This window comes from Mesorhizobium sp. STM 4661 (genome assembly GCF_000359125.1).
In the GTDB taxonomy this organism is placed as follows: Bacteria; Pseudomonadota; Alphaproteobacteria; order Rhizobiales; family Rhizobiaceae; genus Mesorhizobium.
Genome location: NZ_CAAF010000087.1, coordinates 1 through 15,327, shown reverse-complemented (window position 1 = coordinate 15,327; position 15,327 = coordinate 1). Strand labels below are relative to the sequence as shown.

Annotated in this window: 14 protein-coding genes and 1 pseudogene; 13 read left to right on the top strand and 2 right to left on the bottom strand. The window is 60.1% G+C overall.

Annotated elements, in window-relative coordinates; translation table 11 throughout:
• The 11 genes from MESS4_RS30580 (at position 1) to MESS4_RS30530 (ending at position 12,349) form a co-directional block, all read left to right on the top strand.
• On the top strand, positions 1 to 315 hold the full coding sequence (locus MESS4_RS30580; RefSeq protein ID WP_023720448.1) for a TrbC/VirB2 family protein: 315 nt from the start codon (positions 1 to 3) through the stop codon (positions 313 to 315).
• Between the two features lie 3 nt (positions 316 to 318).
• Positions 319 to 612, top strand: coding sequence for a VirB3 family type IV secretion system protein (locus MESS4_RS30575; protein ID WP_006339854.1), 294 nt, complete (start codon positions 319 to 321; stop codon positions 610 to 612).
• On the top strand, positions 609 to 3,011 hold the full coding sequence (locus MESS4_RS30570; RefSeq protein WP_006339852.1) for a VirB4 family type IV secretion system protein: 2,403 nt from the start codon (positions 609 to 611) through the stop codon (positions 3,009 to 3,011). Before MESS4_RS30575 ends, MESS4_RS30570 begins: the two co-directional genes overlap by 4 nt.
• Positions 2,995 to 4,152, top strand: a complete 1,158-nt coding sequence (locus MESS4_RS30565; RefSeq protein WP_081609902.1) for a lytic transglycosylase domain-containing protein — start codon at positions 2,995 to 2,997, stop codon at positions 4,150 to 4,152. The genes MESS4_RS30570 and MESS4_RS30565 overlap by 17 nt, the downstream gene beginning before the upstream one ends.
• 9 nt (positions 4,153 to 4,161) lie before the next feature.
• On the top strand, positions 4,162 to 4,896 hold the full coding sequence (locus tag MESS4_RS30560; protein WP_006339848.1) for a type IV secretion system protein: 735 nt from the start codon (positions 4,162 to 4,164) through the stop codon (positions 4,894 to 4,896).
• 182 nt (positions 4,897 to 5,078) lie between these two features.
• Entirely contained in the window at positions 5,079 to 6,122 is a 1,044-nt protein-coding gene (locus tag MESS4_RS30555; RefSeq protein ID WP_006339846.1) for a type IV secretion system protein, read from the top strand.
• 66 nt (positions 6,123 to 6,188) lie between these two features.
• Entirely contained in the window at positions 6,189 to 6,908 is a 720-nt protein-coding gene (locus MESS4_RS30550; RefSeq protein WP_006339844.1) for a type IV secretion system protein, read from the top strand.
• Between the two features lie 8 nt (positions 6,909 to 6,916).
• Positions 6,917 to 7,702, top strand: coding sequence for a TrbG/VirB9 family P-type conjugative transfer protein (locus MESS4_RS30545; protein ID WP_157385712.1), 786 nt, complete (start codon positions 6,917 to 6,919; stop codon positions 7,700 to 7,702).
• Positions 7,702 to 9,168 (top strand): type IV secretion system protein VirB10, encoded by a 1,467-nt coding sequence (gene virB10, locus MESS4_RS30540; protein ID WP_006339841.1) that lies wholly within the window; start codon positions 7,702 to 7,704, stop codon positions 9,166 to 9,168. Before MESS4_RS30545 ends, virB10 begins: the two co-directional genes overlap by 1 nt.
• Positions 9,165 to 10,190: a P-type DNA transfer ATPase VirB11 gene (gene virB11, locus MESS4_RS30535; protein ID WP_006339839.1), complete on the top strand. Its 1,026-nt coding sequence runs from the start codon at positions 9,165 to 9,167 to the stop codon at positions 10,188 to 10,190. Before virB10 ends, virB11 begins: the two co-directional genes overlap by 4 nt.
• Before the next feature lie 11 nt (positions 10,191 to 10,201).
• On the top strand, positions 10,202 to 12,349 hold the full coding sequence (locus MESS4_RS30530) for a type IV secretory system conjugative DNA transfer family protein (RefSeq protein WP_006339837.1): 2,148 nt from the start codon (positions 10,202 to 10,204) through the stop codon (positions 12,347 to 12,349).
• A gap of 96 nt (positions 12,350 to 12,445) precedes the next feature.
• On the opposite strand, the pseudogene MESS4_RS30525 reads toward MESS4_RS30530, so the two are convergent.
• Both MESS4_RS30525 and MESS4_RS30520 read right to left on the bottom strand, forming a co-directional pair.
• Positions 12,446 to 12,748 (bottom strand): annotated as a pseudogene (locus MESS4_RS30525) (LysE family transporter); the annotation flags it as partial.
• Positions 12,749 to 12,786: 38 nt separating this feature from the next.
• On the bottom strand, positions 12,787 to 13,923 hold the full coding sequence (locus MESS4_RS30520) for a PLP-dependent aspartate aminotransferase family protein (RefSeq protein ID WP_006339834.1): 1,137 nt from the start codon (positions 13,921 to 13,923) through the stop codon (positions 12,787 to 12,789).
• A gap of 86 nt (positions 13,924 to 14,009) precedes the next feature.
• On the opposite strand from MESS4_RS30520, the gene MESS4_RS30515 reads away from it, so the two are divergent.
• Together MESS4_RS30515 and MESS4_RS30510 are read left to right on the top strand one after the other, a co-directional pair.
• Positions 14,010 to 14,675 (top strand): XRE family transcriptional regulator, encoded by a 666-nt coding sequence (locus tag MESS4_RS30515; RefSeq protein WP_006339833.1) that lies wholly within the window; start codon positions 14,010 to 14,012, stop codon positions 14,673 to 14,675.
• A 28-nt stretch (positions 14,676 to 14,703) separates the two neighbouring features.
• The coding region (locus MESS4_RS30510; protein WP_036242635.1) for an FMN-binding negative transcriptional regulator at positions 14,704 to 15,327 on the top strand (624 nt) is incomplete at its 3' end.

Genomic DNA, 15,327 nt, shown 5'->3' with positions numbered 1-15,327 from the left:
GTGGAATACAGGAAAGCGGGCAAATTTGCCCTGAAACTGGCCTTGGCCTCGGCGGTCGGAATAGCGCTCGCGCCGGCGACCGCATACGCCCAATCGGCGGCACCAGTCGAAAACGTGCTGGAGTGGTTCGTCGGCGTTCTGCAGGGCAACATAGCGCGCTCATTCGCCATCATCGCGGTCTGTTTTCTCGGCTTCCTCGCCATGACGGGCCGGCTGGCGTGGATGATGGCTTTTTCCATCATCATTGGCATCGCTCTGATCTTCGGCGCTGCCCAGCTGGTGGATGCGGTTCGCGCCACCGCGGGAGGCAGCTGAGCCATGGACGACGAGGAAGTCTATGTCGAGCCGGTCAGCCTGCCCCTGACACGCCCCCCGATGAAATGGGGGGTGCGCTATGAAGTTTTTGCACTGAACGGCATCCTTGCGGTGATCGGCTTTATCGCCACGAGCAGCTTCATGCTGGGTCTTGGCGTGTTCGGCGTGGTGCATCTGGTCAGTGCCTATCTGTGCCAGCGCGATCCCTACATCTTTCATATTTTCGAGCGGCGCGTCTCCAAACGCGGAGCCGTGGCGAACCTCACTTTCTGGGGGGCGAGGAGCTATTCGCCATGAGCCTCGACGCGGACCTGAAATTTGGCCGTGAGCGCCGCCGCGAAAAGCCGGCTGCGATGCACATCCCCTACCTTCGCCATGTCGATGACAATCTGATCGTGACGAAGAGCGGCTTTCTGGTCGGCGCCATCCAGCTCAGCGGCCTGCCATTCCAGACAATGGACCAGGCTGAGTTGAACAGCCGCATGTTCAACCGCAACACTACGTTCCGCAACCTGTCGACCTCTCGATTTGCGGTCTACACAACGATCATCCGCCGGCACGTGACCCCGGAGATCGAAGGCGACTTTGACAATCCTTTCGTGGCCGAGCTCGACGCCCGCTACATGGATGAGCTTGGATCAAAGAACCTTTTCGTCAACGAGGCGTATCTGACGGTCATACGGCGCCCGATGGTCGGCCGGGTCGGCTGGGTGGACAAGGCGCTTAATGCATTCCGCATCAGCACCGCAGGCGAAGAAACCCGCGAAGAGGCGATTGCCGAACTGCATGACGTCCTTGACGGTATGGTCAAGGATTTCGCCGCTTATGGGGGTCGTCTTCTCGGTGTCGTGAAACGTCGCGACAGCTTCTTTTCCGAGCCCGCTGAATTTCTGGCGAAGATCGTCGCAGGCGGCGGGGACGTGGAAATGCCTTTGCCGCGCATGTCCCTTGGCGATGTTCTGGCGACGCGGCAGCTGTTTTTCGGCAAGTCGGCGCTGGAACTTCGCGGTCCGGACCAAGCCAAGCTCGGCGCCATGGTGTCAATCAAGGAATATCCGCCGTTCACCGCGCCGGGCTCTTTGGACGGTCTGTTGCGCCTGCCGCATGAGTTTGTCCTGACGCAAAGTTTCGCGATCGAAGACCGTGTCACGGCGATGCGCAGGATCAACACCATTGCCAACCAGGTCGAGGGATCCGACGAGGCGGGCACGACGGTCGAGGTATCCGTCCATGACGGTGCCGACAAGCTGGCCGGCGGCGAAGTCGTCTTCGGACAACATCACATGAGCGTCATGGCATTGGCCTCGGACATGAATGGCCTCAACCGCGCGCTATCCGACATCACGGCCGAGCTTTCGCGCATGTCAATCGTGCCGGTACGCGAGACACTAAACACGGAATTGGCCTTCTGGGCGCAGTTGCCGGGAAATTTCAGCTACATCGCGCGACGTGCGTTGATCTCGTCGCTGAATTTCGCCGGCCTTTTTTCAGGACACAATTTCCCGTCCGGCCAACGTGAGCGGCTGCACTGGAAACGGCCAATCGCCTTGCTCGAGACGACCAGCCAGACAGCCTACTATTTCAATTTCCACGTACACGATGTCGGGCACTTCACGGTGTTCGGACCGACCGGCTCGGGCAAGACCGTGGTGCTGTCCTTCCTGATGGCGCAGGCCATGCGCATCATGCCGCGGCCACGATGTGTTTATTTCGACTACATGCGCGGCGCCGAAATCTTCGTTCGGGCGCTCGGCGGTCGTTACGAGGTGATGGAACCCTCTCAGCCGACCGGGTTCGCGCCGTTGCAGCTTGATGACACGGCGGAAAACCGTTCTTTCGTTGAAGACATGCTCATCTACATTCTGACGCCGGAAGGCGGTGTGCTTGATGTGGCGGAGATGCGCGTCATCAACGCGGCCGTCGACATGATCTACAAGATACCGCGCCAACAGCGGACCTTCGACCTGCTGCCGGAAGTGCTGCGGGGCTCGCTCATGCCTGGCATGAATGATCTGGCGGCGAGGATACAACCCTGGCTCGACCCAAAGGACAAGGGCTGGCTTTTCAACAATCCCGTCGATCTGGTCGATTTCTCGAAACCCGTTGTCGGGTTCGACATGACGAAGATCCTGGGCGACCGAAAGCTGCGCTCGGCGGCGTTGCTCTACATCTTCCATCGTCTGGAGGACGTCATCGACGGCTCGCCGATCATGCTTTTCCTCGATGAAGGCTGGAAGCTGCTGGACGACGAGGTTTTCGCTGCCTTCATCAATGAGACGCTGAAGACCATTCGTCGCCGCAACGGCGTGGTCGGCTTCGGCACGCAGACAGCGGAAGACGTCGTCAGCTCTTCCATCTCGTCGTCCCTGATCGAGCAAACGAAGACCAACATTTTCTTCCCCAACCCGAAGGCGAGCAAGGAATCCTACATGGAGCGCTTCTCGCTGACAGCGAAGGAATTCGAGTTCGTACGCCGAACCGCGAAGGAAACACGCACCTTCCTCGTCAAGCATGACAGCGACTCGGTTGTAGCGAAGCTCGATTTGTCGGCGATGCCCGATCTCATCAAGGTCTTGTCCTCGAACGAAGCCAACAGCAAGGAATGCGCACGGCTCCGGGAAACCTTCGGCGACGAGCCGGAGATGTGGCTGCCGTACTTCTGCGGATGGGAGGACGAGCATGACGAAGCGGCTTAGCAGCTTTTGTCTGGCCGTGGCTCTCGCGACAGCGGCAAGCATGACCGTGGCTGTCGCCCAGATCGCGGTCATCGACGGGCCGAACCTCGACAAGCGGCAAGAGGACGAGCAGCACAGCACGAAGTCGGATGAGGCCAAGAAGGAAGAAACCGACAAGAAGAAAAGCGTCGTCTGCACCTATTCGGACAAATACCGTTCACAGATGTTTCGCCGGTCACCTGCCGAAGCGTTGCAGCGCGACGCAGGCAACGTGAAGATGATCCGCTATTATGCGCAAAAAAACGGCGTGCCCGAAGGCTTGGCGTTGTCCGTTGCCTATCAGGAATCGCGCTTTGACACGTGCGCCGGGAGCCACACCGGCGTCAAAGGCGTCATGCAACTGACCAAGGGCACCGGCAAGTCCATGGGACTTGACCGCGACGTGAACGAGCAGAACGTCGAAGGCGGTGTCAAATATCTCGGAATGGGCGTGAAGCAATGCGGGGCGACGAATTACAGCTGTCTCGCCTCCTTCTACAACGGATCGAATGCTGCCGAGCAGGGAGGGTGGGCCGGCGGTGTCGGCCGCTGGAACAGCTACTTCAACGACTATGTATCGAGCGGCAAGGCTCCGGCCGCCGCACCGCCACCATTCTCGATCGTTACCGCCGACGGCGCGGGCGGCTCGGCCCAGGACGACGCCATGGGCGCGGTGAGGAAGGCGGCTGGCGGTCTCGACGCAAGTTCATCGCAGATGGGCGCCAACGACGCGGCAATCGACGCACTGGCGGGCAATGTTGGCCAGGTGACCGAATACAAGGACGCTTGGGAGCTGAATTCGTCGGCTCGGGGGATCAACGCGGGTGTCACCAACCAGTACCTCGCCCAGGCGGGGGATTTTACGGCGTTGCTGGCCCAACTTCTATCGTTGCAGAATGTGCAGGCATCGCAGTCGTCCAAGCTGATGCAACCGCCAAAGAGCGGCTCTCCAAACCCGCTCTCTTGCGATCCCGCTAAACTGGAGCGCTTGAAGATCGATCGCGGCCAGTGGCTTCCATGCGCGGTTGAGAACGCGGCGACAAGCTCGGCCGACAGCCGCTCGATCATCATCACCAGTGATCCTGCCGGCGCTGCCAGCGTGATCAATTCTCTACAGCAATAGGAGGCTGACATGAAGAAATTCGCGATTGCTGCCTGCATGGCGCTTTGGACGAGCGCGAGCTTTGCACAGATTGCCGTCATCGATGGCGCCAATCTCGATGTCGCCCGCAAGAACGCGGAGAACACCAACTCCATCATGGACTCGAACAAGGATATCCTGAAAAAGAGCGAGGAGATCCTGCAGGCTCTCAGCGGCAGTCGTGATGGTTCGCTCGGCATCGGACAAATGGGCCTTGGCGGCAACATGTCGATTGCCCAGGCTCCGTCGTTCGGATCGATTCTGAACGGCGGCGCGCTTTCTTTTGGTGGCCTGTCGCCCGAAATCCAGAAAATCGCCGGCGCCGTCATCAATGGGCTGCAGCTGGTGAAGCAACTCCAGCAGATTGCTGGCAAGGAGACAAGCGCCGTCAACACAGCCTATGGCGGCAGCGTCAACGTGGCCTCGCTGCTAAGCGCGCTGACTTCGCAGGCCTCGCAGGGCGTCGCCCAGCGCCAACAGTCCCTCCAGTCCGCGAGTGGGCAGATCGGGCAGTCGCAGGACGTGAAGGGATCGGTGGACCAGAACACCCGAATGCAGCTGGAAAACGCGCGCGCGGTCAACGAATTGATCGGTGTCCAGAACGGCGCGGTCGCTGCCCTGAATGAGAAGCTGAAGGGGGACCTTCTTCGTCAGAGCCAGGTGCAGAAGATGATGACGCCGCGCAACGTCAATCCGTTCGCGGAATTTGGCAAGAGCGGAGGCTAGCGCTTGTCGAGGCGAGTGCTGCGCATATGCGCTGTGATTGGGCTTAGCGCAGTGCTTTTCGGATGCGCAAATCGCGAACGGAAAGCGCCGTGCGGGCCTTTGGCGTATGCCCGCACCGACGAATGCGGCGCGCTAAAACCGGTCAATTCAACGCCGTTCGCCAGCATCATTGACGAGGATCCATGAACGGTCTCGCCGCAAGCATTCTGGGTGGCATTGACAACATCGGTGAGGACTTCGTCCGCACCGTTTATATGCAGTTGGGCAATGCGATGGGCAACGTCTTCACCCTCATGCTGACCCTCTATATCGTGTGGTGGGGCTATTCGATCCTGAGCGGGCGGGAGTCGATCTCGCCGCTCGAGGCAGCCTATCGCCTCGGCCGCGCCGTCATCATCTATCTGCTGCTGACTGGATGGGGCACATTCTCCGCGACGATCTACCAGCTTGTTCAAAGCATTCCAGATGAGGTCGGCAAGGTCATCGTCGGCGCCGTGTCGAGAGCCACTGGGAATCAGCTCAACGACCAGGCGGCAATTCCAGCACTTATCGACAACCTCTACCAAGGGGCGCAGGACGTCGCCAATCAGGTCTATAGCGGATCCTTCTACGACATTTTTGGCGCGCTCTTGTCGCTGCTCGTCCTGCTGTCGGCCATCATCTTCGCAGCGCTTGCCATTGCCGCAATCATCGCCGCCAAGGTGATGCTGTTCATCACGCTCGCCTTGGCGCCGATATGGATCATTCTCTGGCTTTACCGCTGGTCCTCGCGCATGAGCGAAGGCTTCCTTTCGCTCACCACCTTTCTGATGATTCAGCAAATCCTGATCTACGGCTTTCTCGGTTTCTACTTCTCGCTCGTCAACGCGGCGCTGAACACCGCCACGTCGGGCGGAGCGACCATGGACAGCAAGATGTCGCTGGTGCTGCCCCTGGTGCTGGTGACGATCATCGGGATCTACGTTCTCATGCAGATACCCTCGATTGCTTCGATCCTGAATGGCGGCGGGTATCTCAGCACCGTGGGGGCTCGCTACTCATATGGGAGGTTCGGCAGAAACGCCGTGCGCTACTCTGGTGCCCAATGGGCCGCCGGCCGCGCCGCTCGGGGCGCCCGACAGTTAGCGGCAAACAGCTTCCGATCTCCGCGAGCAGCAAGGGCGGACGACGCGGCTCGGTCAGCCATCCAGCAAGGTGCGCGCGATAACGCCAGGCCTCTGGCCTAGAACACACGAACGATCATCGATCGCGGCCCTGGATCAGGATGCGTCACGCAAACGAGGCAATAGTAAGTGTCAACTCCATCGGAAACAGCTGCTAACGGCGGCAGCGAGCTCGTCGACAGACGCTACTACAGGGCGGGCGCGACCTGGGAAGACGACACGCACAGGTCAATGCGGCGATCGCGTACATTGGCCTGGATCGTCAGCGGCGTTTCCGGACTGGTGGCGGTGCTTTCGCTGCTGGCGCTCGTGCTGATCCTGCCGCTCCGGCAGTTCGAACCGTACGTTGTCGAGGTCGACAAATCGACGGGCTACCTCGAGATCATGCGCGCGCTGAAACCTGGAGACTTGTCGCAGAACGAGGCCGTCACGGCGGCAAATCTAGTGCGCTACATTCGGGCGCGCGAAACCTACGATTCCCGTGAACTAAAACAGAATTACGACCTGGCGCAGCTCTACTCCACCGACGCGGCGTCCAAGGATTTGACATGGCTGTATACGCCAGCAAATCCGCAATCGCTCGACAAGATCTATGGCCGCAATGTCACCGTCGCGGTCGAGATTAAGTCGGTTTCCCTGCTCAATCGCAACACGGCCTCGGTGCGCTTTGCCACGACGACGCGGCGGGACAATTCATCCACCGCCGACAATTGGGTGGCGGTGATAAAGTTCCGCTACACCTCAACACCGCTCAAGAACGAATGGCGTTTCGACAACCCGTTGGGATTTCAGGTCACGGATTACCGCCGCGACCAGGAATCGGCGCCGGCTGCGGGGAGCCTGCAATGAGATGGCGCGTGAGACTCGCCCTGGCGACCGCCCTTCTGCTCGGGACGATCCACGGCGCGGCCGCACGCGATGGCCGCATCCGATATGTCACCTTCAACAACGACGACGTGACCACGGTGCGCGCCGCTCTCGGTATTTCAACCATGGTCGAACTCAGTCCGACCGAAGTCATCGAAACCGTCTCCGCCGGCGACACGAAAGGCTGGTCGATCATCCCCAAACGCGGATCGCGATTCCTCTTCGTCAAGCCGCTGGAGCGCGATGCGTGGACCAATGTCAACGTTGTCACCAACCGTCGTGTCTACTCGCTGCTACTGGAGGGGACTGACGATAGCCGCGATCGGGCATCCTTCCAGGTCCGGTTCAAATACCCGGACGAGGATATTAACGCGCGCCTGCTCTCACAGGCCAAGGAGAGCGCCGCCGATCCGGATTTGAAGGACCTGAACTATGCCGATCTCAATTACGACTATGCGTACAAAGGCGATGACAGCCTGAAGCCACGCACCGTATTCGACGACGGCACCAAGGTGTTTCTGGAATTCAAGGGTGACATTCCGGCGATTTTCGTGGTCGACGACAAGCGCCATGAGTCTCTGGTCAACGTTCGCACTCAGGGCAAATACACCGTCATCGACAAGGTGGCACGGCAATTCACCTTGCGAGCCGATGGCAAGACGCTCTGCCTGTACAACCGGGCGCGACCCAACGCCATCGATCCAGTCGAGCAGGTCTACGGTCCAACGAAACTAACAGGCGGTTCCACCCTGTTCGGGTCCAGCGGAGGGCGGTGATGACCCAGATCGATTATAACCAACTGGACGGCAGCCCGACGGTGGCGCGCCGCGGTGCGGGTGTGGGTACCAAAATCGCCCTGGTCGGCCTCGGCGTGGTGCTTGTAGGCGCGTTGATATGGCTGAACTGGCCTCGAGAGCCGGTATCGCGCGATCTTCGCAGCGATGGCGAGGAAAACTTCAACCCGCCAGAGTTTCGCCCGCCGGCGTTGAACGAGCCGCCTCAACCTGCCGACGGCACGATCGACCAGATCGTGGTGCCCCCGCCGGCCGCCGACCAGAGTGGCACGCAGCAGGCTGACAATGTCGATCAGACCGTGCAGGAGGGCGCAGACCTTGATGCGCAGCGGCGCGCGCTGGAGGCACAAATGGCGGCCGAGGAAGCTCGCCGCAAGGCCGAGGCGGAAGAGGCCCGCCGCAAGGCCGCGGCTGAGGACGAGGCTCGCCGCAAGGCTGAGGCCGCCGAGCATGAAAAGGCGGTGTGGGAACGCTTGCGGTCGAACCAGATGGTGACAAATGGTGAAACCGGCTCGACGGATGCTGCCGGCGCCCAGGCGGCACAGGTCGAAATCGCGCCCGACGGTCAGATCGTCCCGGTCCCCGGAGCCGACAGTGATCCCAACAAGGCATTCCTGGCACAGTCCGAGGCAAGCTCTTCCGGCATCGTCAAAGCAAAAATCTTCCGACGCACCGATGCGTTGATCCCAGAAGGAACGATCCTTCGCGGCTATTTGGAAACCGCTGTTAACACCGACCTTCCCGGCGCGGTGCGCGCTGTCGTGCGTGAGGACGTGTTTTCGCTCGACGGCAGGCGGATCCTCATTCCGAAGGGCTCGCGCCTCACCGGAGAATACCGCTCGGGGCTTGCGCGCGGACAAAAGCGTGTTTTCATCGTCTGGAACAGGGTCATCCGCTCGGACGGCATTTCCGTCGATATCAAGTCGCCCGGTGCGGATGCACTCGGCCGCGGCGGCATGGGCGGACGTGTCGATACGCACTGGGTTGAACGGTACGGCAACGCTATCATGCTTTCCGTCGTTGGCGGGGTCTCTGAATATCTGTCCTCGCTTGGCGATAAGACCCAGGATGGACAACAGCGCCAGGTGTCGACGACCGATCCCGTGACCGGTGAGACCACGACCGTAACTTATGGTGGCAATGGTTCGCAGCGCGACGCCCGCGGCATCGCGTTCGATAAGTCATCAACCGCCCTGCAGCAACTCGCGCAAGAGGCGTTTCGCGACACGCAGAACATTGGCCCGACAGTCTATGTGGACCAGGGCACATCGGTGGTCGTGCTGGTGCGGCGAGATCTCGATTTCTCGGATTTGTACGCCGATCCCGTTCAGGAAGAAGTTGCACGAATGAAGGCAGGTGGGCGGCCGAAGGCCGCGATCGATCCGACGCCTCTTTACGCGACGCCAAAGGATCATTTTTATCCCGGCTATGGGAGCCCGGTGAAATGAACGCCGTGCATCCCCTCCCCGACCCTTGGGCAAGAGCCCCGGTCCTGCGCGCTCATCTGGAGCCAATATGGTCGTATTTGAACGAAGACTCGGTTTCCGAGATTGCGATCAACAGGCCAGGTGAATTGTTTGTTGAACGCCTTGGCGCCAAGGAAATGGAGCACGTCGTCAAGCGCGAGGTCACGCCCGGCTGGATTAGGCATATCTCGACGGGTGTCGCCTCGGCGACAAATCAGGTCATCAACGAAGAAAAGCCGGTCCTGTCGGCTGCCCTACCCTCAGGTGAGCGCATCCAATGCATCTTGCCGCCCGCGGCTCCCGAAGGCGGGGCGATCTCTATCCGCAAGCAGGTCATCATGGATATGAGCCTTGATGCCTACAAGGATCTCGGCGCCTTCGAGAACACGGCGATGGGCGCCGGCTTGGCGCTTTCAACCGAAGAAAAGCGACTTGTCGAGATGTTGCAGGACACGTCGCCGATGGAGTTCCTGCAGTATGCAGTGCGCAACCGCGTCTCGATCGTCGTTTCAGGCGGCACGTCGACCGGCAAGACGACGTTCTTGAATGCACTCCTGAAGGAGATCCCGCCTCATGAACGGATCATCACGATCGAAGACACCCGCGAACTGAGGCTGCCGGCTCCCAACAACGTCACGCTGATAGCCTCGAAGGGCGACCAGGGCCTTGCCAAAGTCTCCGCGCAACAGCTTCTCGAAGCCTCGCTTCGCATGCGACCCGACCGTTTGTTGTTGGGCGAGTTACGCGGCGCCGAAACCTTCGCGTTCCTCCAGGCGATCAACACCGGCCATCCTGGTTCGCTCACCACCGTTCATGCCAATTCCGCCCGCTCAGCCTACGAGCGGCTGGCGCTCATGGTCATGCAGGGCAGCTCGGGCCTCTCACGGAGCGAAATCCTCGACTACCTGCGCGAGGTCATTCCGGTGGTCGTCCAGATGGTCCGTACCGAAGGCGGCCGGCGCGGCATCAGCGAGATCAAGTTCACCAAGGCGGAGACAATCTAACGGGGACACCTATGCAGAAAGTCGCAACAGCAATTTTCATGGTGCTCATGGCGATGGCCATGGGCGCCCTGCTCTTCACGGTCGCCTATGTCGCGACAGATTGGTACCGGACTGGCTCCCACGTCCTGTTTGACCAGCTGAACGCCAATCCCTTGCCGGTTGTTCGTCTGGCCTGGGCTGACGTGACTGCAAGAAATTTTGACCGGGTGCAATACGCCATTGCGGCGGGATTTGTTGGGTTTCTCTTGCCACTTGTCAGCTTGTTTTTCATGCGTCCGAGAAAGCGCAATGACTCTCGCTTCATGACTATGAGCGACATATCGAAAACCGGCCTTACGAAAGTGGGCGGCGTCTTCGTCGGTCGAGCTGGCGGCAAGCTCGCCGAAATTCTGTCGCCCAGGCGCGATCAGCGCTCCGGCAAAATCCACTTGACGCAGCGCAAGCTGATTGGTGGCAAGAAATTGTGGATTGATGGCGATGATATCGGCGGCTTCGTCATAGGGCCGCCGCGCTCCGGTAAGGGTACGTCTCTCATCATCCCGAACGCCTTGACCTGGCCGCATTCGCTGGTGGTTCTCGACCTGCGGGGCGAGACCTATGCGGCGACTGCTGGTTACCGTTCGACCATGAGCCGCGTGGTGCGTTTCGCGCCGGCTGATCCGGACGGAAATACCGCATGCTACAATCCGATGGACTTCATCTCGCTGGACTCGGCACAGCGCGACATCGACCTTCGCAACATCGCTGCGGCATTGTTTCCGCGCCCCCCTTCGAACGCGGATCCCTACTGGGTTAACGATGCCCGCCTCCTTTTTACCGGCATCGCGTCCTTCGTCATGGAATCGCATGCGATCCCGAACGAGAAGAAGACCTTTGCCACAATCCTCGAGATCATGAACGGCGCCGAGCAGCCGCTCCTCGAATTCATCGGCTCGCTGCGCGAGGAACGCCGCCGCGAATGTTCGCATTTGACGCTGCAAACCCTGTTGCCCTATTTTGAAATGTCTGAGCGGCAGTTTTCCGGAATCTACGCCGGCGTGCGGACCGGCATGGCCCCCTTTCTCAACGAGCGCCTGATGCGAGCTACCTCGCGCAGCACGTTCGATATTCGCAATCTGAAGCGCGACCGGATCTCTCTTTATCTCGACGTACGGCGCGAGCAGATCACGTCGCTTGGACCGTTGTTCAACGTCCTGATCACGCAGATGATGAACTTCATGTCGGAAACTATCCCGCGTGCGGACGAGCATCCGGTGCTTGTGCTGCTCGACGAGTTCCAGAACCTCGGCAAGCTCGAAAACGTGACCGAAATGGCGAGCGTGCTCGGCGGCAACGGCGTTTCTATGTGGTTTTTCGTGCAGTCGCTGAAGGCCGTAGACGAGATCTATCGCCAGGAAGGACGCAAGACGCTCATCAACGCCGCTCGCGTGCAGATCTTTTTCGGTGCGCAGGACGCGGACGATCTGCGCTATGTTTCCGAGCAGCTCGGCGAAACGTCGGACGTGCAAAAGGACGTGACGCGCACCAAGGCAACATTGTTCGACACCTATTACACGCGCTCGGAACACCGCAAGGAAGTACGGCGGCCGCTGATGCGGCCAGATGAAATCCGTACGCTCGACAAGAACAAGGTCATCATATTGCCGCGCGGTGAACTGCCGATCCTCGGTACCCGCAATTTCTATTTCGCCGACGGCCAGCTCGCCAAACGCGCGTTCCTGCCCCTGCCCGCCTCTAACGACGCTTCGCGCACGAAAAGCCCTGCATTGGACGCTTCCGCGGCGGTTCCATCTCCTGTTGTCCCGACGATTGTGCCGACAGCACCGGCGTACCGCTCCGGTCTCCTGCAAGCCCGCCTGCGACGCGGCGCGACATTTGCCGCAAAAGCAGGCCGCATAGCACCGACTCCAGGCCGGCGCGCAATAGCAAAAGAACGACTGAAAGCGACAGACGCTGCAGCTGTGCCAGCCTATGCCGCCGTTGATTTTTCCGCTTTGGCGGCCAAAGCGGTCACAACACGCATAGCGCCCGACAAAGAAGCGGCGGTTGCGGCCATCCTGAACAAGGTGCGGTCTCTGCGCGCCAACGCAGCCGACACCGAGACTTTCGATCGAAATCTCAGCATCGTCGAAGATGCTTTGCCTGATCTAGTCGATTAGCCGAGAATCTACGGCGATCGCCGACCACGAGCCTCGCCAGCGGCATGTAAACAAGCCGGCCACCGGCCGGTTGGCCATAGTGGTGGCACTGTCGGGCTTGTCGGGTGTCAAAGCTCCCCTCGCCGCCTTGAACGCAAGAAAGAGCAGATAACAGCCCCCTAGAATTTTCAGAACGACGAGAGCCTGGGCATAGCTGGCTAGAAGGGCGGAACCGCCGGTGGCGGCCATGACGCCCCAGAAAACCGAGCCGGTGACAACGCCGGCGGCCAGAGCGAGGGCAGCCTGGCGGCCTTGATGCATCGCCGTTCCCATGATCCGCATGGTGCTCGGGCCCGGGCTGCCGGCTGCGATAACGTAGGCGGCAGAGACGAGTAAGAGATGGCTTAGGTTATGGCCCATCACAGATCCTTGCCCGACGAGGGCCATCTGGTCTTGCTTTACACATTGAGGCTTGCGCCTAGAGCCTGCATCAGGTCGTCGATAATGTCCTGAGGGTGCTCGAGCCCCACGGACATTCGCAGCAATCCGCCCGGCGCTTTGGACTTTGCACCCTCAACGGATGCGCGATGCTCGATCAGGGAGTGCGTCCCGCCAAGGCTTGTCGCCCGCACGACAAGCTTGAGGCGGGCGGCCACCGCCATAGCAGCATCGGCTCCACCTTCGACGATAAAGGAAAGCATCGCGCCGTAACCGCTCATTTGCCGCGTAGCCAGATCGTATCCCCGATCATCTTGCAAGCCAGGAAAGAGCACTTTCTCGACGCGTGGATGGGACGCCAAGGCCTCCGCAACCTTCTGGGCGCCTTCGCAATGAGCGCGCATGCGTATCGGCAATGTCTGCAGCCCCCGCAACGCCAACCAACAGTCGAAGGGTGCTGCGACGCTGCCCTTGTGTTTCTGGACCATCCGTAGCGGCCGTCCGAGTGGCGACGCGTGCGGGACAACAACGACGCCCGCCATCAGATCCGAGTGGCCGCCAATGTACTTTGTCGCCGAGTGCATGACCGCATCCGCCCCAAGTTCAAGCGGCCGCTGCAGCACAGGCGTGGCCCAGGTATTGTCGACCACCGCCAAGGCACCCGCGTCATGCGCGATTTTGCAGATGGCCGAAATGTCGACGACGCGGATCATCGGGTTCGACGGCGTCTCGACCCAGACGAGGCCGGTCGGCTTTGAGGTGACCGCGGCGCGCACCGCATCCAGATCGCGCATATCGACCGCGACAAAATCGAAGCTAGTGCCGATATCAGTTTCGTCCATCAGCGAGCGGATGCCAAAATACATATCGTCGGGAAGGACGATCCTTCCCGTCGACGGATGGCTCTCAAAGACTGCAGCTATTGCAGCCATGCCCGAGGCAAAGGCTATTCCTTCGTGTCCTCCCTCGAGCGCGGCCATCGCCGACTCGAATGCATTGCGCGTCGGATTTGCATCACGAGTGTACTCGAACCCAAACGGAAACGAGCCGTCGGCACCGCGCTCGAACGTCGTGCTGGTATGAAGCGGGAATGAAACCGCGCCCGTGGATGGATCGACAGCTCGACCGCTATGGATTGCCTTCGTTTCAAAGCGCACTGGCCAATTCCTGTTTAAGGCGCGGTTGCAATTTTGCGCCGGTCATTATATTGACCGTAAGCGAAGCGAGAGCTGAAGTCAATATAATGACCGACACCCCGACACCTTTAGAGACCGAGCAGGAACTAAGCCAGGCGATTGCGATCCGGATCCAGGATCTGAGACGCGACCAGAACCTGACATTGGATAGACTGGCCAAACTGACCGGCCTGTCCAAGGGGACGGTTGTCGCTCTTGAACAGGGCAAGGCAAACCCGAGTATCGCCATCCTTTGCCGTCTGGCGGCGGCGTTCTCGCTATCGGTTGCCGATCTGCTGAATGAGGCACCTTCCACGGCCCCCGACCACCCGATCGAACGGAGTATTTCCAGAACGCTTTGGACCAGCGCCAAAGGCAGCCAGGCAAAACTTCACACCTCAACCTCGGGACGCACGATGTTCGAACTTTGGAGCTGGGTCCTCATGCCGGGCGATGTGTTTGCCGCCGACGCGCACAGTCCCGATACGCGCGAACTGATCTCGGTTGCCCAAGGCTCGCTCAAGGTCACGGTGGGCAGTGACGAGATCATTCTAAATGCAGGCGAGAGTGCGCGCCTCGTTACAGATCAACCCCACTCGTATGCCGCGGCATCCGACGTGCCCGCCCACTTCTCGATGGCGGTTCTTGAGCGCGGCGGACAGCGGGTTCCGGCCCCCTCTTCGCCGGCACCGACGTCGCCTCTGGCTGTTTCGCAAGACCTCGCAGACCACTAACAACCCCTTCACGACAGGAGATCCCCTTTTGTACGTTCCTCCGCATTTCGCCGTACCCGATCAGAACGCCCTCTTCGATCTTATCGAAAAATACCCGTTTGGTATCCTGATCACCCACAGCAAAGGCTCCCTCGACGCGAACCATATCCCCTTCGAGCTGGATCGCTCAAAGGGCGATAAGGGCGTCCTCAATTGCCATGTCGCCCGCAAAAATCCTGTCTGGGAGGAAGTCGCCAATGGTGACGAAGTCCTCGTCGTCTTCCGAGCGGCCGACGCCTACATCTCGCCGAACTGGTATCCCAGCAAACACGAATTCCATAAGCAGGTGCCGACCTGGAACTATCTCGTTGCCCACGCCCATGGTCTCATCACTGTCCGGGACGACGAGCGCTATGTGCGCCGCAACGTAGCTAAGCTCACTCACATGCACGAGGCCAACCAGCCGGACCCGTGGAAGATGGGCGACGCGCCGAAGGATTTCATAGACACGATGACCAAAGCGATCGTGGCCTTGGAGATCGAGATCACCAGCCTGGTTGGAAAATTCAAACTCAGCCAGAACAAAGAGGTGCGCGACATCCAGAACGCCGGGGAGACGCTGACTGCGCAAGGCGCTTATGAGCTGGGACAGGCGATGTTCGCGGCTGCAGCG

Bases quoted from the DNA above. Each gene is read 5' to 3' on its own strand.
- MESS4_RS30575 (WP_006339854.1), top strand. From the start codon at position 319: ATGGACGACGAGGAAGTCTATGTCGAGCCGGTCAGCCTGCCCCTGACA.
- MESS4_RS30570 (WP_006339852.1), top strand. From the start codon at position 609: ATGAGCCTCGACGCGGACCTGAAATTTGGCCGTGAGCGCCGCCGCGAA.
- MESS4_RS30565 (WP_081609902.1), top strand. From the start codon at position 2,995: ATGACGAAGCGGCTTAGCAGCTTTTGTCTGGCCGTGGCTCTCGCGACA.
- MESS4_RS30560 (WP_006339848.1), top strand. From the start codon at position 4,162: ATGAAGAAATTCGCGATTGCTGCCTGCATGGCGCTTTGGACGAGCGCG.
- MESS4_RS30555 (WP_006339846.1), top strand. From the start codon at position 5,079: ATGAACGGTCTCGCCGCAAGCATTCTGGGTGGCATTGACAACATCGGT.
- virB10 (WP_006339841.1), top strand. From the start codon at position 7,702: ATGACCCAGATCGATTATAACCAACTGGACGGCAGCCCGACGGTGGCG.
- virB11 (WP_006339839.1), top strand. From the start codon at position 9,165: ATGAACGCCGTGCATCCCCTCCCCGACCCTTGGGCAAGAGCCCCGGTC.
- MESS4_RS30530 (WP_006339837.1), top strand. From the start codon at position 10,202: ATGCAGAAAGTCGCAACAGCAATTTTCATGGTGCTCATGGCGATGGCC.
- MESS4_RS30515 (WP_006339833.1), top strand. From the start codon at position 14,010: ATGACCGACACCCCGACACCTTTAGAGACCGAGCAGGAACTAAGCCAG.